General features: G+C 37.4%; 18 protein-coding genes. 10 read left to right on the forward strand and 8 right to left on the reverse strand.

All coding sequences use genetic code 11. The features are described 5' to 3' along the window. Positions 1 to 570: 570 nt before the first annotated feature. Complete coding sequence (locus GQ596_RS02310) at positions 571 to 2,232, reverse strand: hypothetical protein (RefSeq protein WP_160400069.1); 1,662 nt, start codon at positions 2,230 to 2,232, stop codon at positions 571 to 573. A gap of 564 nt (positions 2,233 to 2,796) precedes the next feature. Then, positions 2,797 to 3,723, reverse strand: a complete 927-nt coding sequence (locus GQ596_RS02315) for an L-lactate dehydrogenase (protein ID WP_160400070.1) — start codon at positions 3,721 to 3,723, stop codon at positions 2,797 to 2,799. Between the two features lie 415 nt (positions 3,724 to 4,138). Between GQ596_RS02315 and GQ596_RS02320 the strand changes: the two genes are divergently transcribed. The 5 genes from GQ596_RS02320 to GQ596_RS02335 are packed head-to-tail and all read left to right on the forward strand — an operon-like array spanning position 4,139 to position 7,670. Beyond that, positions 4,139 to 5,059, forward strand: a complete 921-nt coding sequence (locus tag GQ596_RS02320; protein ID WP_202113721.1) for a metal ABC transporter substrate-binding protein — start codon at positions 4,139 to 4,141, stop codon at positions 5,057 to 5,059. Next, positions 5,059 to 5,955 carry a manganese/iron ABC transporter ATP-binding protein gene (locus GQ596_RS02325; protein ID WP_160400071.1) on the forward strand — a complete coding sequence of 299 codons (897 nt, stop codon included), beginning with the start codon at positions 5,059 to 5,061 and terminating at the stop codon, positions 5,953 to 5,955. Before GQ596_RS02320 ends, GQ596_RS02325 begins: the two co-directional genes overlap by 1 nt. Then, entirely contained in the window at positions 5,909 to 6,013 is a 105-nt protein-coding gene (locus tag GQ596_RS11230; RefSeq protein WP_370516476.1) for a hypothetical protein, read from the forward strand. The genes GQ596_RS02325 and GQ596_RS11230 overlap by 47 nt, the downstream gene beginning before the upstream one ends. Further along, positions 5,992 to 6,822, forward strand: a complete 831-nt coding sequence (locus tag GQ596_RS02330; protein WP_370516477.1) for a metal ABC transporter permease — start codon at positions 5,992 to 5,994, stop codon at positions 6,820 to 6,822. Before GQ596_RS11230 ends, GQ596_RS02330 begins: the two co-directional genes overlap by 22 nt. Beyond that, positions 6,819 to 7,670 (forward strand): metal ABC transporter permease, encoded by an 852-nt coding sequence (locus GQ596_RS02335; protein WP_160400073.1) that lies wholly within the window; start codon positions 6,819 to 6,821, stop codon positions 7,668 to 7,670. The genes GQ596_RS02330 and GQ596_RS02335 overlap by 4 nt, the downstream gene beginning before the upstream one ends. Positions 7,671 to 7,726: 56 nt before the next feature. On the opposite strand, the gene dnaB is transcribed toward GQ596_RS02335, so the two are convergent. The 3 genes from dnaB to GQ596_RS02350 all read right to left on the reverse strand — a co-directional run bounded on the left by dnaB (position 7,727) and on the right by GQ596_RS02350 (position 11,027). Next, positions 7,727 to 9,151, reverse strand: coding sequence for a replicative DNA helicase (dnaB, locus tag GQ596_RS02340; RefSeq protein ID WP_160400074.1), 1,425 nt, complete (start codon positions 9,149 to 9,151; stop codon positions 7,727 to 7,729). 78 nt (positions 9,152 to 9,229) lie between these two features. Next, positions 9,230 to 10,021: a tRNA pseudouridine(38-40) synthase TruA gene (gene truA / locus GQ596_RS02345; RefSeq protein ID WP_160400075.1), complete on the reverse strand. Its 792-nt coding sequence runs from the start codon at positions 10,019 to 10,021 to the stop codon at positions 9,230 to 9,232. Continuing rightward, positions 10,008 to 11,027, reverse strand: coding sequence for an aspartate-semialdehyde dehydrogenase (locus tag GQ596_RS02350; protein WP_160400076.1), 1,020 nt, complete (start codon positions 11,025 to 11,027; stop codon positions 10,008 to 10,010). Before GQ596_RS02350 ends, truA begins: the two co-directional genes overlap by 14 nt. A 315-nt stretch (positions 11,028 to 11,342) precedes the next feature. On the opposite strand from GQ596_RS02350, the gene GQ596_RS02355 reads away from it, so the two are divergent. Continuing rightward, on the forward strand, positions 11,343 to 12,248 hold the full coding sequence (locus tag GQ596_RS02355; RefSeq protein ID WP_237398341.1) for a substrate-binding domain-containing protein: 906 nt from the start codon (positions 11,343 to 11,345) through the stop codon (positions 12,246 to 12,248). A gap of 262 nt (positions 12,249 to 12,510) precedes the next feature. Next, positions 12,511 to 14,853 carry a zinc/cadmium/mercury/lead-transporting ATPase gene (locus tag GQ596_RS02360; protein ID WP_160400078.1) on the forward strand — a complete coding sequence of 781 codons (2,343 nt, stop codon included), beginning with the start codon at positions 12,511 to 12,513 and terminating at the stop codon, positions 14,851 to 14,853. A gap of 52 nt (positions 14,854 to 14,905) precedes the next feature. On the opposite strand, the gene birA is transcribed toward GQ596_RS02360, so the two are convergent. The 3 genes from birA to murB are packed head-to-tail and all read right to left on the reverse strand — an operon-like array spanning position 14,906 to position 18,046. Further along, on the reverse strand, positions 14,906 to 15,859 hold the full coding sequence (gene birA, locus GQ596_RS02365; protein ID WP_160400079.1) for a bifunctional biotin--[acetyl-CoA-carboxylase] ligase/biotin operon repressor BirA: 954 nt from the start codon (positions 15,857 to 15,859) through the stop codon (positions 14,906 to 14,908). After that, the gene (locus tag GQ596_RS02370; protein WP_160400080.1) at positions 15,834 to 16,976 is read right to left on the reverse strand and encodes an MFS transporter; all 1,143 of its coding nucleotides are present in this window, start codon (positions 16,974 to 16,976) and stop codon (positions 15,834 to 15,836) included. Before GQ596_RS02370 ends, birA begins: the two co-directional genes overlap by 26 nt. Positions 16,977 to 17,035: 59 nt before the next feature. Further along, positions 17,036 to 18,046: a UDP-N-acetylmuramate dehydrogenase gene (gene murB, locus GQ596_RS02375; protein WP_160400081.1), complete on the reverse strand. Its 1,011-nt coding sequence runs from the start codon at positions 18,044 to 18,046 to the stop codon at positions 17,036 to 17,038. A 439-nt stretch (positions 18,047 to 18,485) separates the two neighbouring features. Here murB and GQ596_RS02380 point away from each other — a divergent pair, with 439 nt between their 5' ends. The 3 genes from GQ596_RS02380 (at position 18,486) to GQ596_RS02390 (ending at position 21,869) form a co-directional block, all read left to right on the forward strand. Next, positions 18,486 to 19,718, forward strand: a complete 1,233-nt coding sequence (locus GQ596_RS02380) for a phosphopentomutase (protein WP_160400082.1) — start codon at positions 18,486 to 18,488, stop codon at positions 19,716 to 19,718. 42 nt (positions 19,719 to 19,760) lie between these two features. Then, positions 19,761 to 20,477, forward strand: coding sequence for a purine-nucleoside phosphorylase (gene deoD, locus GQ596_RS02385; RefSeq protein ID WP_160400083.1), 717 nt, complete (start codon positions 19,761 to 19,763; stop codon positions 20,475 to 20,477). Between the two features lie 120 nt (positions 20,478 to 20,597). Next, positions 20,598 to 21,869 (forward strand): nucleoside permease, encoded by a 1,272-nt coding sequence (locus GQ596_RS02390; protein WP_160400084.1) that lies wholly within the window; start codon positions 20,598 to 20,600, stop codon positions 21,867 to 21,869. The last annotated feature ends 15 nt before the right edge of the window (positions 21,870 to 21,884 follow it).

Raw genomic sequence — 21,884 nt, forward strand, 5'->3', positions numbered from 1 at the left:
ATCATAAAAAAAAGGGTTTGGAGAGGTTTATATTCAAAAAAGCGGACAGAAAAAACTTCAATAAAATCAATACCTTTCCTGACCGCTTTTTTGGGGTTTTTGCAGTGTTTTTTAACACAAAAACAACTCAAAAAAAATACCTAAGGTTATGCTGTCTGTCTTGTTACGGCGTCGGAATGTGCCGACAACAGAGCGAGGTTAGCACACCAAACAGGGATGTTTGGCGAGTTTGTGGTGCGTCGGGAACGCGTCCACAAACGGTGCGTTAAGACCGAGCGTCGGCGTCGGGGCAGCCGAAGGCCACATTCTGTAGCCAAAGCGTGGGTTTGCAAAGGGAATTCGCTTTAATTCCCTTTGCTCGGACGTTGTCACTGTAGCTATTTTGTTCACCAAAGGTCAAAACGTCCGAAACCTTGCCGTACTAAAAATAGACCACCGCTTTAAAGCGCCACAACGCAACCCTAAGGGAAACGCCCCAACTTACGCGGGGGCTTTATTCTTTGTTATATTATCCCCTCAGGCACCATAATCGCCCCCGCGCCCTAAGGATTAAGAACTAAACGCTAAAAGCTAAGGTGCGGTGCAAAGCCCATAGCGGGAGTCGCTGGCACCGTTGATGTAGACGTTGCCGTTGTGCGAGGCGACAACGAACTGGTAGCCACCCGCCGCGTCGCTCGTCCAGTAGTCGTGGCTGACGAAGCCCGCATCAGCGTAGTCGTACATGTAGCCCCACTCCGTGAAAAATCCTGCTCCTATGTGACGCTTGTAATAATTAACAGATGAGCTAGGGGCTGCGCCTGAAATAGCAGGATTATCTGTTCTGACCGCATTGGTTAAATCCCTTACCCTAGGCATCCGATAACCCAAACGATTACACCATGCTGATTGGTCACTATAAGGTTTCTTTTGACTACCCCGATTGACGAACCACTGCTTTAACACAAATCCATAACGAACCTCATTACCATTACTACCTCTACCCACCAACTCGAACGTCTGTGGCAAAGATGGCACGGTAATTCGACCTGGATTACTTGAGCTTATTCGACTTCTATCAGCCTTAGGACCACGCAACATTACCCGTGCTACCAGTTTCCCTCTATCAACACTAGGAATCCAACTATCATTACCTGCTACCACCGATACTGTAGCTGTTATTCCACTATGAGTGACTGGAGACCAAGTTAACTGAGCTACATCTAACCCCCCTACATCCAAATCAAAATACAAACCATCTGCACCCGTAGTAGGAAAGTTCCTGTCGTAAGATGATGGACTCGTTGACTGAACTAAAAAGCCCTTGTCAGGATTCCATATGTTAGATGGGCCTACAAAGTAGCTTGTGCCATACTTTAGATTCGGCCTGACCGAACAAATACCGGCATAATCATATGGATTAATATAATAATCCACCGTTGCGCCACTAAAACTACTACTCCTTGGTACCCCATACTGCGTACTTAATGTGCCACCTGTACTTGTTAAAGTTACCTTATAAGGTGCACTACATATACTTAATGCATCAGTACGATTAACCGTATTACCGTTTTTATCCCTAAACGCCACCGATATACTCCCCGATGCCGTTACTCCACCTACCCCCTGTCCGTCTCCATCATCATCTCGCCAATATCCCTGACTCACCAAATCATTCATCGTGATTGAACTCCTTGATGCTGGTACTATCGTCTCTATATGACTTAAATTACTCCCCACATATGGCAACCTGATTGGATTGCTTGGTGTGGATGGGTTCGTTGACCTTGTGTATACCGTGCCATCCTGCAACTTTATTGACAATAAACGGTCTGTATTCGTTAATTTTGTCTGCCCATTATCAAACGTTAAATACGGCGCACTCCCCTCGATAGCCCTTGATGTATAAGCCGTTAACGCCTCTGTATCCTGCGTATATGACAATAACAACAATGGCGCTAAGAATAATGCCGATTTAGACAATAATGACGGTTTGAATAACAATGGCGGTTTTAATAACCACTTGGATATCGGCGATAATTTTGCCGAAAATATGGCCGAGGATGTGACCGAGGATGCTGTTGAAGAACTCTCCGAAGACATCGCCAATACAGACCGCGATGACGGCGTCGATTTCGCTACGCGAAATGACTTCGATGATAAAAATAACTGTGGCGCTCTATTTTGACCACTGTGCGAATCAATAAGATTTAGGGCATAGGTTTGGCAGGCCAGATGCCAGATGCCAGATGCCAATCATGGTAATGCATTTTTATTCCCTGTCAAGTAATTTCTTGTTTTTTCTCTATTTTTCTATCTGTTCGCTTTATTTTTGAGCGATTCCCTGCTTGAATAAGCAGGAAAATTATAACTTGATGGTGCATAATCTGCCACTTTTTTTGTTAATTTATTGTAAAGATTTGTTAGAAGGTTGAGTGCGTTGCTTTGGTTTTTTGGGGAGAGTGGTTTTGTTTGATAAAAATGCCTTATAAAAACTTTAATAAAATCAGTACCTTTCCTGACCACTTTTTTGCGGTTAAGTTTTGTTATCCTGAGTGTGCTTTTATTGGTTTTATGGGTTTGTTAGTTGTTGGTGTTTAATGCTAATTATGCAAGTGGTTGATTTTGTTTGAAAAGAGTTAAACAAAAACTTCAATAAAATCAATACCTTTTCTGACCGATTTTTTGAACGGTAATTATTCAAATATGGTTACTATCGTCATTTTGAACACTAGACGACAAATGTCCGAAACCACCGCACTAACCCAAAAGAGGTTAATTAGGTGGCGGCTAATCAAGCAATAATGAAAATAACTTGTGCTACGGTAATTTGATATGATCAATATAGCCTTTAACAATATTGATGCTTTTTTCAAAAAGTTGCTTTTCATTTTCGGTAAAGTCGAGTTTGATCACTTTTTTAATACCATGTTGATCTAAAATTGCAGGAACACCAATAGCAACATTTTTATAGCCATATTCGCCGTCTAAAATACAACTAAGCGCTAAGGCTCGGTGGCTATTAGTGAATATGTGTTGGCAGATTTCGGTGATAGTACTGGCAATACCGTATTCGGTACAGTGTTTACGGTTAGCTATTTCAAAGCCCATTTTTCGAGCTTGAGTGCCAATTTGTTCAAAATCGATTTTGTTTTTTTCTAAATCATTAAGATTAATGCCATAAACCGATGAATGCGACCAAACAGGGAATTGTGAATCACCATGTTCACCCACAATAAAAGCGTCAATACTTTGTGGACCAATATCCATTTGTTGCCCTAATAATCGGCGTAATCGTACGGTATCAAGCCATACCCCTGTACCAATTACGCGATGGCGTGGTAGCCCTGATAGTTTCCAAACTTGATAAGTAATCGCGTCACAAGGGTTGGTGGCAATTAAGAAGATGCCTTTAAATCCGCTTTTCATCATGTTAGGCACGATACTTGCGATGATTTTAGATGTGCCAGCAAGTTCTTCGGCTCGACTTTTTTGGGCAATGCCTGATGTGACGGTGATAATAGCTATGTCAATGTCTGAACAATCCGTTGATTCACGCAGGCTAACTTTGATCATGTTTTGTCGATAGGCCGCAGCATCTAATAAATCTTGCGCATGGCCATAGGCTAATTCTTTATTAAGATCAACGAGTGCTATTTCTTCACAAATACCTCGATTTACCAATGTGTAAGCCGTTGTTGATCCCACATTACCCACGCCAATAATCATCACTTTTCGCAATTTCATGTTAAGCCTCGCTTAATTTAACAAATAGTTAGAACGGTAAAGGTTAGATCAATAATATACCTTTAGTTATAGTGAATAAAGGGGCGTTATTGCGATCCTGATAATTATCTGTTTTGTGATAACTATTGGTTAAATAGACGGAACTATCTACTATTTAATTTAGTTTTATATACAATGAATTAAGTTATAGTCATACTAATAATGAAGCAATAAACAATAAATTTTAGGAAATATTTGACTTTACTTATTTAAATGATAATAATTCTCATTAATATTTATTGCTATTGTTTATAGTAATGCTGTTTCACTATTATCACTAATTAAATAAGACGTTATTTTCTTGATTGGTTAATTACTCTATTTGTTAATGGCTATCACTGAATTTTATTATTTGATTATGTGCAAGGAGTCGCTAATGAAGTTTAATTTTTTTAAAAACCGCAAAACGTTATTAAAGGTTATTTTAACTTCGTTAATTATTTTGACTGGCCAGTCCGAATGCGCCCACGCAGCAGATAAAAAATTCAAAGTGGTTACCACTTTCACTATAATTCAAGATATTGCACAAAATGTCGCTGGCGATGCCGCTGTGGTTGAGTCAATTACCAAAGTTGGCGCTGAAATTCATGAATACGATCCCACTCCACAAGATATTACTAAAGTGCTTTCAGCCGATTTGGTGTTATGGAATGGGCTTAATTTAGAACTTTGGTTTAAACGTTTTTTTGAAGATGTCAAAGATGTACCATCTGTTGTGGTAACAGACGGTATTGAGCCAATGCAGATCCAAGAAGGTAGTTATAAAGGTAACCCTAATCCACATGCTTGGATGTCACCAACTTTGGCGTTAGTTTATGTCGAAAATATCCGTGCAGCATTGGTTAAATATGATCCCCAAAATACCGAGATTTATAATAAAAATGCGGCTGATTATATTGCCAAAATTAAAGCACTTGATACCCCATTACGTGAGCGGTTAGCCAAAATCCCTGATGAAAAGCGTTGGCTTGTGACCAGTGAGGGGGCTTTTAGTTATTTGGCTCGTGACTATAATTTGAAAGAAGCTTATCTATGGCCTATCAATGCCGAGCAACAAGGTACACCTCAGCAAGTTAGGCATTTAATTGATTTAGTTAATAAAAATCACATTCCGGTGATTTTTAGTGAAAGTACCATTTCAAGCAAACCCGCTAAACAAGTAAGCAATGAAACGGGTGCAAAATATGGTGGTGTTTTATATGTTGATTCACTTTCTACAAAAGATGGGCCTGTGCCAACGTATATTGATCTATTAAAAGTAACGGTTGAAACCATAGCTAAAGGATTCGAAGAATAATGACTCAAATTTGCTTGAATGTTAATGACATCACCGTGACTTATAATAATGGTCATACCGCAATTCATGATGCTAGCTTCCACTTAAATGGTGGCACTATTTGTGCTTTAGTTGGAGTAAATGGTAGTGGTAAATCGACTTTATTCAAAAGCATTATGGGAATGGTTAAACCAACCCGCGGTCGAGTGACGTTTAATGATATGTCTGTTAATCAGGCTTTAAAGCAAAATATTATCGCTTATGTACCACAGACGGAAGATGTCGATTGGGATTTTCCTGTTCTTGTATCGGATGTGGTGATGATGGGGCGATATGGGCATATGTCTTTTTTACGTATTGCAAGTAAAGAAGATAAAAAGCAAGTCGATATTGCGCTTGAACGTGTCAATATGCTTGATTTTAAGCATCGCCAAATTGGCGAGCTTTCTGGTGGACAAAAAAAACGTGTATTTTTAGCCCGAGCTTTAGCTCAGCAAGGTAATGTGCTGTTATTAGATGAGCCTTTTACCGGTGTAGATGTTAAAACCGAAAATGCCATTATTGATCTTTTGAAAAATCTGCGTGCTGAAGGTCATTTGATTTTGGTGTCAACCCATAACTTAGGTAGTGTGCCTGAATTTTGCGATCAGGTGGTGTTAATTAATCAAACGGTGTTGGCATTTGGTCCAACTGAAACTACCTTTACACCACAAAATTTAATGACTACTTTTGGTGGTGCATTGCGTTATCTTAGCCTATCGGGTGATAAATTACATGAAGATGAAGATCCCCGAAAAGTATCGATCTTAACCGATGATGAACGTGCTGCCATTTTTTACGGTGAAGGTAAACATGATTCTCCTCATCAAGATTTGTTGGTTAACCATGTTGAAAACGAACAAAAAAGGCCAAAATAAATGGAACTATTACTTGAACCATTCACCTATGATTTTATGTTCAAAGCAATTTGGGTAAGTAGTCTTGTTGGTGCGGCTTGTGCTTTTTTGTCGGCTTTTTTGATGTTAAAAGGCTGGTCGTTAATGGGCGATGCGCTTTCGCATTCAGTGGTGCCGGGGGTTGCTGGTGCTTATGCCTTGGGGTTGCCTTATTCGGTTGGGGCTTTTTTTACTGGATTGCTCGCAGCACTTGCCATTACCTTAGTGCGTGCTTTTACACGGTTAAAAGCGGATGCGATTATTGGTTTTATTTTTTCAACTTTTTTTGCTATCGGTTTGTTGATCATTTCCCTCAATCCAACCTCGGTTAATGTGCAAACAATTATTTTTGGTAATATTCTTGGCATTGACGATAGCGATATGTGGCAAGTGCAAATCATTATTTTAGTGTCATTTATATTACTTTTCTTTTTTTGGAAGGATTTATTAGTTGTTTTTTTTGATGAAACCCATGCCAGATCCATTGGTTTACAACCACTAAAACTAAAAATTCTATTTTTTACCATTTTAAGCGCCTGTACCGTTGCGGCACTGCAAACAGTGGGGGCTATTTTAGTTATTGCGATGGTTATCACTCCCGGGGCAACGGCTTATTTATTGACAAATCAATTTTCACGGTTGTTGATGATTTCAGTTGCAATTGGTGCCGTAAGCAGTGCTGTAGGGGCGTGGATTAGCTATTATTTAAATGGCGAAACAGGTGGCGTTATTGTGAGCTTGCAAACACTGATATTTATCGCCGCATTTTTATTTGCCCCACAACAAGGGCTTATTTCAAATCGCCTTAAAATACGTCAAAGCCGATTAAATAAAGGGGGAAAAGTATGACCGAATTTTGGGAGTTTATTTATTACCCACTTACCCTACCCCTTATTCAACGCGCAATTTTAGCCGCGTTAGCCACAGGTATTGTTTGTGCTTTGCTTTCTTGTTTTTTGGTGCTAAAAGGCTGGTCGTTAATGGGCGATGCGATTTCACACGCCGTTTTGCCAGGGATCGTGTTGGCGTATTTAGCAGGAATCCCCATCATTATTGGCGCATTTGCTTCGGGATTATTTTGCTCAGTGGCAACGGGGTATATTAAAGAAAACAGTCGAGTTAAAGAAGATACTGTCATGGGCATTGTATTTTCGGGAATGTTTGCGTTTGGTTTGGTGCTGTTTTCAAAGGTAGATACATCACAACATTTAAATCATATTTTATTTGGTAGTGTGCTTGGAACAAGTTATGACGAGCTTAAACAAATTATCCTTATTGCCACAATTGTGTCGATCTTAGTTATTATTAAACGCCGTGATTTAATGCTGTACTGCTTCGATCCCGTACAAGCCAAAGTGGTTGGTTTGCCAGTCAAGCTGTTGCATTACGGGTTATTAAGTGTGCTAGCTTTAACTATTGTTGGTTCATTAAAAACAGCTGGGATGATTTTAGTGATAGCGATGTTAATCGCTCCCGGTATCATTGCTTTTTCGTTAACTAAGCGGTTTGAGCGTATGTTAATCATAGCAGTATTGGTTTCGGCATTTTCAACCGTATTAGGTACGCTAATAAGCTATTATGTTGATGCATCAACCAGTGCAAGTATTGTTATTTTACAAGCAATTTTATTTTTACTAGCTCAAATTTATCAATTTATTGATAATAAAAAATCGCTGTTAAAGCAGCGATTTAAGTAATGTTTAAATCATTGTAACAAAAATAGGCTAAGCATTGCCGTGTACGATTTTTATCGTTATTCATCATCTAAATATTTACTGGCATCAGCATAATTATCAAAGCGTGAAAACTGTCCTTGGAATTTTAATCTGACTTTACCTATTGGACCGTTTCGTTGTTTGCCTAAAATAATTTCGGCAATACCCTTATGTTCTGACGCCTCGTTATAAACTTCGTCACGATAGATAAACATGATCACATCGGCATCTTGCTCAATCGATCCTGATTCACGCAAGTCTGAGTTAACAGGTCTTTTGTCAGCCCGTTGCTCTAAGCTACGGTTAAGTTGTGATAGCGCAACGACAGGAACTTGTAACTCTTTTGCCAAGGCTTTTAATGAGCGTGATATTTCAGCAATTTCTAATGTTCTGTTTTCAGAGATATTTGGCACACGCATAAGTTGCAAGTAATCCACCATTATCATGCTTAAACCTTTATGCTCACGATAAATACGTCTGGCTCTTGAGCGTAATTCCATTGGCGTCAAACCCGATGAATCATCAATATAAATGTTTTTCTTTTCAAGCAATAACCCCATAGTGCTTGAAATTCTTGCCCAATCATCGTCTTGTAGTTGCCCTGTTCGAATTCGGGTTTGATCAACTCGTGAAAGTGAGGCCAACATACGCATCATAATTTGTTCTGATGGCATTTCTAAACTGAATATTAGCACTGGCTTTTCTTGCTCTAGTGCAGCATTTTCACATAAATTCATTGCGAATGTGGTTTTACCCATTGATGGTCTTGCAGCGATAATAATTAAATCGGAACGCTGTAAACCAGCTGTTTTTTTATCTAAATCCACATAACCAGTTGAAACCCCAGTCACACCATCATGTGGACGTTGAAAGAGTTCTTCAATCTTAGCCACGGTTGCCTCTAACACTTCGGTAATGCTTTTCGGGCCTTCACCTTGCTTTGTTCGGCTTTCAGCTATTTGGAAAATTTTGCTTTCCGCAAAGTCTAAAATTTCGGTACTATCACGCCCTTCAGTGGTATAACAGTTATCGGCAATATCATTTGACGCACTGATTAATTCACGTAAAATTGCTTGTTGGCGAATAATATCACTATAAGCAACAACATTAATTGCACTTGGCGTATTTTTAGACAGCTCCGCCAAATAGGCAAATCCCCCTACATCGGCCAAAATATCTTTACTTTCAAGGCTTTCAGAAAGAGTAATTAAGTCAATTGGAGTTCCTTTGCTAACCAAAGTATGCATTTCAGAAAAAATCAATTGATGGTGACGTGAATAAAAATCCCGTTCGGTGATCATTTCTGATACCGCATCCCAACGTTGATTATCGAGCATCAAGCTACCAAGTACTGCTTGTTCAGCTTCGATTGAATGAGGTGGAAGCTTGATATTATGTAATTTTGATTTTTTCGCTTCTTGGTTTCTTGAATCTTTACTTGCGCTTTTTTCGTTACTATTCATGACATTTATCTTTTTAATTTGATTCAATTTTAAATGTTTTATCTATTCTATGTTCCGTTTTACAACTGAATTTATAATTTATTTTAGAAATAGCGGACCTAATGCTTGCGTTGGTATTTGGAATTCAGCAGGATAGTCGACCTGAACTAAATATAATCCTTCGGGTTTTGCCGTTGCTGCCGCTTGTGTTCTATCTTTAGCTTGTAACAGCTCATCGATCCATTCAGGGCGCTGATTACCCGCACCAACCTCAAGTAAGCTGCCTACAATATTGCGTACCATATGGTGCACAAATGCGTTAGCTTTAATGTCGACAATAATATATTCGCCCTGCCGCCAAACTTCAATATGGTGAATATTGCGCCACGGTGTTAATGATTGACACTGTGATGCTCGAAAAGATGAAAAATCATTTTCGCCTAACAGATACTGCGCTGCTTGGTGCATTAAGTTCTCATTCAACGGTAAATAATAATGCGATACCCCTTTGGCTAAAATGGCTGGCCGATAGCGATGATTATAAATCACATAACGGTAACGTCGAGCTGTGGCACTAAACCGAGCGTGAAAGCTATCATCTACATTTTGCGACCAACGCACAGCAATATTATCGGGTAAATGCGAATTCACGCCCATTGTCCAAGCACTAGCTGATCGCACGGCTTGAGTTTCAAAATGGATAACTTGCCCTGTTGCATGCACGCCAGCATCTGTTCTTCCTGCGCAAAATACGGTTATGGGTGAATTGGCAATAATCGATAGTGCCGATTCTAGCCTTTCTTGAATAGAATCGACCGACTGCTGCCGTTGCCAACCAAAATAAGCACTGCCATCATATTCAACACCGAGGGCAATTTTATATATAGTCATTAATGAGGATCTCAAGCGTTTCAATTAGCATTAATGCGCCTAAATAACGGATATTATCCGCTACTGACCAAAATTGAATTTGTTCATAATGACCATAACTGTGTCGTAAATTTGCCAATTTAATGGTTAGTTGGCTTTCTGATTCGGTGCTCACTTCGGTCACTGGCGTTGGCAAGTTATCACCTTGGACTTCAACACCAAATTCGCCAAAACGAGCCATATCCAATTCAATTGGTAAACTACTTGATACATTAATGGTTTGTGATACACCATAAAACACGGGCACAATCACTGACTCAATAGAAACAGGAAGTTCATAATTACTCAATACTTTACGGATTTGGTTCACTTGTGATTTTTCACCTAATATCGCATCATCCTGTTCGTGAGATATAGGCAATAAGTTAAAGGCTAATTGTTTATCAAACAGTTGATTATCAACTGGCATACCATTTAATAAACGAGCACTTTGCCCGGCAAGTTCATCAACGCCAGACTTACCATACAATGATGCTGGAATAAAACTAGTTACATGTAAATTAGTTAATAACGCCATATCAGTCAACGATGCAACACAGCGCAATAATTGGCACACAGTGGCACTGGCAACAGCGATGATGTTTTCGTTACGGTATTCTGTTAATACACTATTATTAACTTTAGGGACTACAAGTGGAATATGATCCTGCTCGGCAAAATAACCACTTGCATCAATCACCACACAACCTGCCTCTGCAGCAACTTGTGCATATTTTTCACTAGTTTTTGCACCCGCTACAAAAAAGGCAAAATGGCACTCGCTCCAGTCCATTTGTGCACTATCAATCACGGTTAAATTCTTGCCAGAAAAGCGAACAATCTCGCCAGCACTATTATCACTACCAACTAGATAGAGATTTTCAATTTTTAGATTATTATCTTGTAAACCACGTTGTTGTAGTAGTTCAACTAGCGCAGAACCCACTTGTCCTGTCGCCCCAACAATAGCAATATTCCATGCAGACATATTTATCAACCCAAATAAAAAATTTAGCGGTAATTATATCACTATATTGTCAAAGATAGCGGAAAAAGATATTTCTTGATTTTGGAACACAGATCGACAAAATAAAATTTGATCCCTTACAAAAAAAATCAATATCAGTAAAGTGATAAGTCATTTTAGTTAACTTTATTTATTATTATGACAAAAATCACCCTATCAACAATTGCTCAAAAAGCGAATACCTCTATCGCTTCGGTTTCTAGAGTGCTAAAAAAACCACATTTAACCTCACCTCAAATACAGTTATGTGTTTATCAAGCAATTGAGGAATTAAATATGGATACGTCAAAAAATTTCAAACCCTATAAACCCATACATAATAGTGGCAAAATATTAATTATCGACAATCAACTTTATTCAAAAAGCTTAATCAATGCAGGATTAGAGCAAGTTTTAAAAGAAGAACAGTTTCAAATATTTTATTTGCAGTTTCCTTATCATAATAAAACTGATATCCATCATATTATTCGTTATGTTGCTCAACATGCATTTGATGGAATCATTATTATTAATGATGCACCTTACTTAAAAACGCTAGTTACTTATAAAACGACATTACCAACCATTGTCTTAGTTAATCACTTTTCACTGGATTTTATTTGTGTTCACTTTGATCATTTACTTATTGGATACCAAATAACAAAATATTTGATTGATAAGTCACATACCAAAATTGCCATTTTGCTCAATAATGAAAAATTAACTAGTTCTACGCTTTTGTTACAAGGCTATAAACAAGCTTTATTGCGCGCCAATATTATTATTGAACCTCAATATATTATTCATGGCTGCTTTACCTATCAACATGCCAGATCTGCGGTAAAAAAACTCATAAACAGCACTAAATCACCTTCAGCGATTATTTGTACTGATAATTTTAGCTTAAATTGTTTAGATAAAAATAATTATAAAGACCACAACCAATCGCCTGATAACATGGTTTTAGGTGCCGTTCACCAAGCCAATGAAAGCCAATCAAAACTCACAAAACCGCTTACAATATCATATTTTAGCGCTTCCAAAGAACTTAAATATAATCAGCTAGATAATTTAAGTAAAATAAATAAACCGCTGTTTGAAATGGGGCAAAAATCAGCAACTTTACTATGTGAGCTAATTAAAAGTACGACAAAGCCTACTAAGCGCTGTAAAATTATAGAGGCAGAATCGATATTTTATTAATTATAGAAATGATTTATTTTGATAAAATAAAAACTTCAATAAAATCAATACCTTTCCTGAACGATTTTTGCAAATAAAAAGTAAATTAGTATCTATATATGTACCAAGAATAATAATCTGAAAGGCTTACTGATAACAAACATGGAAAACCACTACCTCGGAATTCACGCTCTTGAAAAAATCTAATGTATTTAAAACAAAATGATTCCTTTTCCCTTTTTTTAGCGTACAATCAAAATCATCCCCAAATCGAGGTAATGTTATGTTATATAATAACAAATTTATACAGCATAATCATCATCATGAAAGTTGTCATTGTGACTGTAAAAATATGGCGCATAATCATGCACATTTATCTCATGATCTAAATTGTCATCAAGACTCAATCCCTAGCTGTGGTGGTGATTGCCATACAGATGATTGCCATACAACAGCAAAAAAAAATCAGTGTGACGATTCCCCCGATGATCCAGACAGGCAAAGCTCACAAACTAAATTAATATGGAAAATAAAAGGCATGGATTGTGCGCACTGTGCACAAAAAATTGAAAACGGACTAAAAACGTTGCCGAATATTTGCCAAACTAAAATTATCTTTTCTACCCAAAAATTAGTGGTTTTTGTTCCGCAAAAAAATGAAAAAACCATTAAATTGATTGAAGATAAAGTCACCGAATTAGGCTATACCCCTATTTTTGAATCTACTCCCGAACATACTCACCACCATGAGCATTCTCACGGCTTCGATAAAAAGGCGCTTATTCCTTTAGCGGTATTAGGTGGCTTGATTGTGGTGAGTTACCTTCTTTTATTGTTTAATAAAACAGCTGGCGAATATGCTTTTATAGTAACGGCCATTATTGGATTGATTCCAATTTTAAAAGAGGCGTTAATTTTAGCTCGTAGTGGCACTCCTTTTGCTATCGAGTCGTTAATGAGTATTTCGGCTATTGGCGCTTTATTTATTGGTGCAGCCGAAGAAGCGACCATGGTTATATTTTTATTTATGATTGGCGAAATGCTAGAAGGTGTGGCAACAAGTAAAGCTAGACAGGGAATCTCGTCGCTTGCCAAGCTAATGCCTGAAGAAACTGTAATAATTATTGATGGCGAACGAAAAACCATTGCTAGCCATAATTTGAAACCGGGTGATATTATTGAAATTTCGTCAGGAGGGCGTTTGCCAGCTGATGTGATTTTAATAAGCGAGCAAGCCAATATTGACGAAAGCGCTTTAACAGGCGAGTCGATTCCTGTAAATTACCTTTCAGGTGATAAAATTCTGGCCGGGTCGTTGGTGGTTGATAATACCATTGAACTTAAAGTTGTATCTGATGTTGGACAAAATGCCGTTGATCGTATTTTACAGCTAATTGAAGACGCCGGAGAGCGCAAAGCACCTATTGAGCGCTTTATTGATAAGTTTAGCCGTTATTATACACCCGCAATTGCCTTGCTTGCACTATTGGTGATAGTTGTGCCACCAGTGTTATTTAATGCAGATTGGTATACTTGGTTTTATCGTGGTTTGACATTGTTATTAATTGGTTGCCCTTGTGCACTAGTGATATCAACCCCTGCGGTGATAACCTCGGCCTTGTCTAATGCGGCAAAGCAAGGGATATTAATTAAGGGTGGCGCAGCGTTAGAGCATATTGGTTCAGTGAAATTGGTTGCGTTTGATAAGACTGGTACGTTAACTGAAGGCAAACCACAAATTACCGATATTATTAATCAAAATGCAAACTCAACAGAAGCGTTACTTGCCATTGTGGCAGCAATAGAAAGTGGTTCGCATCACCCTCTGGCTAAAGCTATTGTTGAGTATGTTAAGCAAAACCAAATTCCATTTGTGGAAGCCAATAATCGTAAAACAATTGCAGGCGTTGGAATACAAGGTGAAATAAATCAGCAAATTTTTTATATTGTATCACCCAATAAAATATCGACTGTGTCTATGGCACTAACCGATGAACAAATAAAAATAGTTAATCAGCTAGAAACCGCAGGAAAAACCGTCATTGTAGCAGTAACAGACCAAAAATTATTGGGCATTATCGCTTTACAAGATGTGCTCCGCGCAGATGCAATAACAGCAATTAATCAATTACATCAATTAGGTTTAAAAACCTTGATGCTTACTGGGGATAATGAACGTGCAGCAAAGCAGGTTGCAAAGCAGCTCAACATTGATTATCGATCCCAACTGTTACCAACAGATAAATTAGCAGAAATTGAAAAAATCCGTAATACAACGGCTATTGCTATGGTGGGCGATGGAATTAATGATTCTCCTGCTATGAAAGCCGCAAGCGTAGGTATTGCTATGGGTAGTGGTACTGATGTTGCACTTGAAACAGCTGATGCCGCACTAACCCAAAATAGCCTGTTAAGTTTGCCTAAATTAATTCGTTTAATGCGCTTTGCATATCGTAATATTAAACAAAATATTACCATTGCTTTAGGAATTAAATTAGTATTTTTAGTGACCAGTTTGTTAGGCTTCACTGGACTGTGGCTAGCTGTATTAGCTGACTCTGGCGCAACCGCGATTGTAACAGCAAATGCTCTTCGTGTTTTAAAATTTAAAAATAAAGGTGAATAAAATAGCGATTAACCTATTTCATTTAAACTGTGCGCAATAGGTTGTGAAGTGACTAATCATCAATTCTTAAGGATATTTCACCTCCGATGTAGGCGTTAATTTTGCTATTTTGTTCTAGCATTAGTGCGCCTTGCTCGTTAATGCCTTTTGCAGTGCCACGAATGGTTTTGTCACCAATAATAAGTTTTACTGGTCGATTGACAAAGTTATCGAGTCTATGCCAATCGTTAATAAATGGTTCTAAACCATGTTGTTCAAAGTCGATTAATTTGTTTTTCAAAGTTTTGGCTACTTGAGCAACTAGCAAATTGCGATCAACTTTGCCTAAATTAGCCCATTTTTGATTAACGATGTTGGTATCAGGATTAGTCATGACTAGATTAACACCAATACCGATCACAACATGAGCACAATCGCCAGTCTTACCCGCAAGTTCAACTAATATACCTGCTAACTTTTGGTCGTTAAGATAAAGGTCATTTGGCCATTTAACTTTAATGTCTTGAGCTGATAATGCACGCAACGTGTCAGCAAGCACAATACCCACCACTAAGCTTAGTCCCATTGCCGCAGCCACACCTTGTTCTAATTTCCAATACATAGAAAAGTATAGATTAGTGCCAAAAGGTGAAAACCATTTTCGCCCTCTTCGCCCTCTTGCTTTTGATTGAAATTCAGCAACACAACAATCGCCCGATGTTAATTGACCAATTCGATCCATTAGATATTGGTTGGTGGAGTCGATAATCGGTAAGATTTCACAATGGCTATCGGATTGGTAGTGTAGATCAATTTTGTTTTTGCTTAACAAATCAAGCGGAGCTGACAAGCAATAACCTTTACCTTGTACAGATGTTATCTCTAGTCCCCACTCACGCAGTTGTTTAATGTATTTATTGATGCCTGCACGTGTTATGCCAAATATTACCGCTAATTCTTCCCCCGAATGATATTTGCCATCTGCAAGTATTTCAATTAATTTAAGTGGGTTGTTGTGGTTGCGCATCCGTTCCTCTTTTTTTAATTAACAGCATAATGAAGTATAACGAGATTATAGCAAAGCTGACAAATAAATAAGCATTATTCATTTTATCCATAATAAAGGCGATCACCGCTGGCGCAATCAAACTACCTAAAGTATTGGTTAATAACATAGCTTGATTCATGGCAACGATATCTTGTTTTTTAACGCAAGAACAAGCCCAAGCCATAGATATTGGGTAAATAGTGTAAATGGTTGCGCCTAATAAGATAATTGCTAATGCATCAAACCAATTGAATATTAGCATAATACATGCAATTAACATCAGTAACGATTCAATTAATAATACACGTTGCCGTCCAAATTTATCTGCACACCAATTGGCAGGCATTTGTGCAATGACGCCCGATAAAATCAGTAATATCATCCAATTTGCAACTTGAATATCACTATAACCTAAATGTGAATAATAAGCAGGTAAAAGTGAATATAATGATCCAATTAACATACCAGCAATCACACAACCAGTTAAGCCTAGTCGAGAAGGCTTATTCAATATCATTGGCATAATGTTAAAGCTGCTTTTTTTCCTTTTAGGTAATTTATAATGGGTGAGCAAAATAAATAAAATCGCTAGCCCCATCAGTAACGCGATAACTAACCCAAAATACAATACATCTTGTGGAAAATACTGCAATAAAGCTTGCCCTAAAACCGTGCCTAAATAGTAAGTGGTCAGATACACTGCAAGCATTTTTCCACGCGTACGCACAGGACCTGTTAGCAATATACAACTTTCAATAACCACCCACGTTACAGCACAAGCAATACCAATAAAAAACCGCCACATTATCCAACTATAAAAATTCATTGAAAAACCTAGTCCGATTGTTGCAATTGCAAAAATAATACAACTATAGGTATACGTGTGACGCGCATTGAATTTATTAATAAACCAATTGGCAAAAATAGTACCAATTAAGTTACCTGTAAAATAACTTGATCCTACAAGCCCAATTTGCCCTAGCGAAAACTCATTACGCACTAACCATAATGGTACTTGTGTATTTAGTGCCGACAACGAGATAGTCACAAAGAGTAAACTCGTTAATAGAATAGGAAATGAGTACGAATGTTTCATAATGTTATCGCATATAATTTATGAGCTATAATTTGCGGGCAATTATAATTTAGTGCTAATTATAAATAACTGTCTGCGTCAATTTCGCCCTTGTTGCCGATAAATCGGATTTCTGGTGATAAATTCACCAAGAACTTCTGTGCCACACATTTTTTAATATAACGAGCCAATTCAACGACATCGTGCGCAGTTGCTTGTTTTTTGTTGACTAATACCAACGCTTGTTGTTGATGTACTGCAGCTCCGCCTATTTGATAGCCTTTCAAGCCACACTGATCAATAAGCCAACCTGCGGCTAATTTTGTTTTTCCGTTAGCTTGTGGATATATTGGCATAGTTGGGTAAATTTCAAGTAGCTTATCAGCAACAATTTTATCGACCACAGGATTTTTAAAAAAGCTACCACCATTACCAAGTACTTTAGGATCGGGTAACTTGCTACGGCGGATTTCACACACTTTATCAAAAACCATTTTTGCGGTGATTGTTTGTGGATCAAAGTTTCGTAATTCACCATAAGTTAAAACAGGCTGCCATTGTTTGGGTAATTTAATGCCCACATTGACAACGGCATAACCTTGTAAATACGCTTTTTTAAAGATACTTTCACGGTAACCATATTGACCATCTGTGACAGTAATAATGTTTCCTGTAGCAAATTCAAGCAGTTCCACATAATCGGCTACTTTTTGAAATTCAACCCCATAAGCACCAATATTTTGAATAGGGGCAGAACCTACACAACCTGGAATTAAAGCAAGGTTTTCAAGCCCTGATATATTTTGTTCGATTGTTTGTGATACGACATCATGCCAAATTTCACCTGCGCCGACTTTTAAATGCCATTCTTGGGCGGTTTCGGCAATGGTTATACCTTTGATTCGATTAACAATAACAATACCATCAAAATCACATGTAAATAGAGTGTTACTGCCTTCGCCAATAATCATAATGGGTAAATTTGGGATGTTATCTTGCCAGACTTGTTGTAATTGTTCGACAGTCGTAACAGTAATAACTTTTTGAGCAAAAACACTTAAACCAAATGTATTAGGAATTTTTTGTTTCATCAATAATCACTACCTTTATTTTTGTGGAAGTAGATACCAAATGCAAATCGATTTTCTTTGTTATTTTTATGGTTTGGAATCTACTGTATTTGCTTTCTATATTATCACATGGCTAATGTTATTTGATGATTTATTTAGTTGTAAATGCATTTGAATTTTTTATCAATTTGTTATTGCCTTCGTTTTGCTAAAACGATGTTATTTTTTTATAAAAAGTATAACTTGGCGCAAGTTAATTGCATTATTTAACAAATATTCGACTATTTGATAAAAGCAATGCTTAAATCTTTTTTGTTTTTTGTTATCATATATAACCACTAGCTGAGCAATTTTTTATGAATTACTGTTAGCACCAAGATAGTTGTCAATATTTGATTGGCTGTAATTGATTATATTTATTGTGCTCAAGTTAAGTGTTGTCTATCAATTAGAGGATATTATGAAAAGAGTTTTTATTATGATCCTAGATTCTTTTGGGATCGGTGGTGCTGAAGATGCCAAAAAATATGGCGATGAAGGGGCTAACACTTTGGGACATATTGCCGAAGCTTGTGCATTAGGTAAGGCTGAACAAGGACGCAGTGGACCATTAAAATTACCAAATTTAGGTCAATTAGGCTTAATCGAAGCAGCGTATGAATCATCGGGTAATTACCCTAAAGGCATGCAAACTGAAGGTAAAATTATTGGCTCATATGGTTATGCTAGCGAAATATCTTCTGGTAAAGATACACCTTCAGGACACTGGGAAATTGCAGGTGTACCAGTACTTTTTGACTGGGGGTATTTTACTAATACTACAAATAGCTTTCCTCAAGACCTTTTAGATAAAATTGTTACCCGCGCAAAACTCCCTGGTTATCTTGGTAATTGTCATTCATCTGGTACCATTATCCTTGATGAACTAGGTGAAGAGCATATGGCTTCTAATAAACCTATTTTTTACACGTCTGCTGATTCGGTATTCCAAATTGCCTGCCATGAAGAAACTTTTGGCTTAGATAGACTTTATGAAATTTGCGAAATTGCTCGTGATGAGCTAAATAAAGGTAATTACAATATTGGACGTGTTATTGCTAGACCATTTATCGGTAAAAAAGCAGGCGAATTTGTACGTACGGGTAATCGTCATGACCTTGCCGTTGAACCACCTGCTCCAACAGTGATTAAAAAGTTAGTTGATGAAAAACACGGCACAGTAGTATCAATCGGTAAAATTGCCGATATTTATGCTCAAGTTGGGATAACTAAAAAAGTTAAAGCAACGGGTCTTGAAGCACTTTTCGATGCATCACTTGAAGAAATAAAACAAGCTAAAGATAATACTATTGTATTTACCAATTTTGTTGACTTTGACTCTTCTTATGGTCACCGTCGTGATGTTTGTGGTTATGCCGCTGCATTAGAATATTTTGATAGTCGCCTACCTGAAATGTTAGCACTAATTCAGCCCGAGGATCTGCTAATTATTAGTGCCGATCATGGTTGCGATCCTACTTGGACTGGTACTGATCATACTCGTGAACATATTCCTGTCATCGTTTATGGTAACAGTGTGCCAGTGGGCTCTTTAGGCCATCGTGAAACATTTGCCGATATTGGGCAAAGTGTTGCTAACTATTTTGATTTATCGCCAATGGATTACGGTAAATCGTTTATAAAAAAGAAATAATTTAAGTCATGCCAATTTAGTAACAAATATCAGGAGAAGTTAATGTCTACCCCGCATATTAATGCCATTGATAATGCTTTTGCAAAAACCGTTTTAATGCCCGGCGATCCTCTACGAGCAAAATTTATTGCAGAAACGTTTTTAGAAAATGCACAAGAAGTCACTAATGTAAGATCTATGTTAGGTTTTACCGGTTATTACAAAGGACAAAAAATTTCAGTTATGGGGCATGGTATGGGCATTCCATCTTGCTCTATTTATGCAACCGAACTAATTAAATTTTATGGCGTTGAAAACATTATCCGTGTTGGTTCATGTGGCGCTATAAGCCCTAACGTTAACGTGGGTGATATCATTGTGGGAATGGGTGCTTGTACCGATTCAAAAGTCAATCGTTTACGTTTTAAAGATCATGATTTTGCGGCTATCGCTGATTTTGAGCTAACTTGTAATGCTGTTAATGCAGCTAAAAAATTAGGTGTAAATGTTAAAGTGGGTAATCTCTTTTCTGCCGACCTTTTTTATAGTGTTGAACTTGATATGTTTGATGTGATGGAAAAATACAATATTTTAGGTGTTGAAATGGAAGCTGCTGGCATTTATGGCGTTGCCGCAGAATACGGTGCAAAAGCATTGGCTATTTGTACAGTTTCAGACCATATTCGCAAAGGCGAAGCCATGTCAGCACAAGAGCGCCAGCTAGGCTTTAAAGATATGATTACTGTTGCGTTGGAATCTGTTTTATTAAATCAAAACTAAAATTAAAAATGGCAGAATCACTGCCATTTTTTTTAACTTATCAATATTGATAGTAATACGACTTTTTATTTATATTTATGTGTAGTAGGTTATAAATATCTTGTTTAATAAGGGAACAAAATGAACACTACGGAAAAACTTAGAGTTATATTTTTTCTACAATTTTTTATATGGGGAAGTTGGCTTATTACCCTCGGTTCTTATATGATGGAGACCCTAAAATTTAGCGGTACTGCTGTCGGTTCTATATATGGAACCATGGGGATAGCATCGCTATTTATGCCTGGTTTACTCGGTGTCGTAGCAGATAGATGGATACCTGCTAACCGCTTATATATGATTTGTCATTTGATCGGTGCTGCTACACTATTTATAGCAGCTTCAATAACATCACCTTTTATGATGTTCATTATTATGCTAATTCACTGTTTAGCCTTTATGCCAACCATTGCAATTTCCAACTCTATCTCTTACTCTTGCTTGGAATCTCAAGGTTTAGATGTCATTACACAATTTCCAAGCATAAGAATATTTGGCACAATTGGCTTTATCGTTGCTATGTGGCTAGTGAGCTTTTTAAAATTAGAATTAAGTAGTATGCAACTGTATATTGCAGGATTAAGTTCTATTTTACTTAGCCTATATACCCTTACTTTACCATTCATTTCAACTTCTCAAGGAAAATCAGAAAAAAAATCACTTATAACTTCTTTGGGGTTAGATGCGTTTGTTTTGTTTAAACAACCCAAAATGGCTATCTTTTTCGTATTTGCAATATTACTTGGCGGTATTTTACAAATCACTAATACTTTTGGTAATCCTTTTATTCGCTCATTTGAAGATATTCCTGAATATGCAAATAGCTTCGCTGTTCAATATCCATCAGTATTGTTGTCAATTTCTCAAATTTCAGAAGTGGTATTTATTCTATTCGTTCCATTCTTTATGAAACGCCTTGGCATTAAATATGTGATGTTAATTAGTATGCTAGCTTGGGTTGCTCGTTTTGGCTTGTTTGCTTATGGTAATCCATCACCATTTGGTTTTGTGCTATTACTTTTATCCATGATTGTTTATGGATGTGCCTTTGATTTTTATAATATTTCTGGTTCCATGTATGTTGATAAAACGGTTTCCCCTAGTATTCGTAATAGTGCCCAAGGTCTATTTATGATGATGACTAATGGGATTGGTGCTTATTTAGGTTCGGTAATTAGTGGTTTTGTTGTCGATCATTATACTAATAATGATGTTATTGATTGGCAAAGCGTTTGGCTTATTTTTGCTAGCTATTCTTTGATTCTAGCCGTCGTATTTGCGTTGATATTTAAAAACGAAAATTCTAACGAAAACATTAATACTAACGAAAAAGCCACTCAAATCATTAATTAATCAATTATTGTGTGG

Origin of the sequence: Gilliamella sp. Pra-s60 (assembly GCF_009795755.1) — a bacterium.
Taxonomy (GTDB): domain Bacteria; phylum Pseudomonadota; class Gammaproteobacteria; order Enterobacterales; family Orbaceae; genus Gilliamella.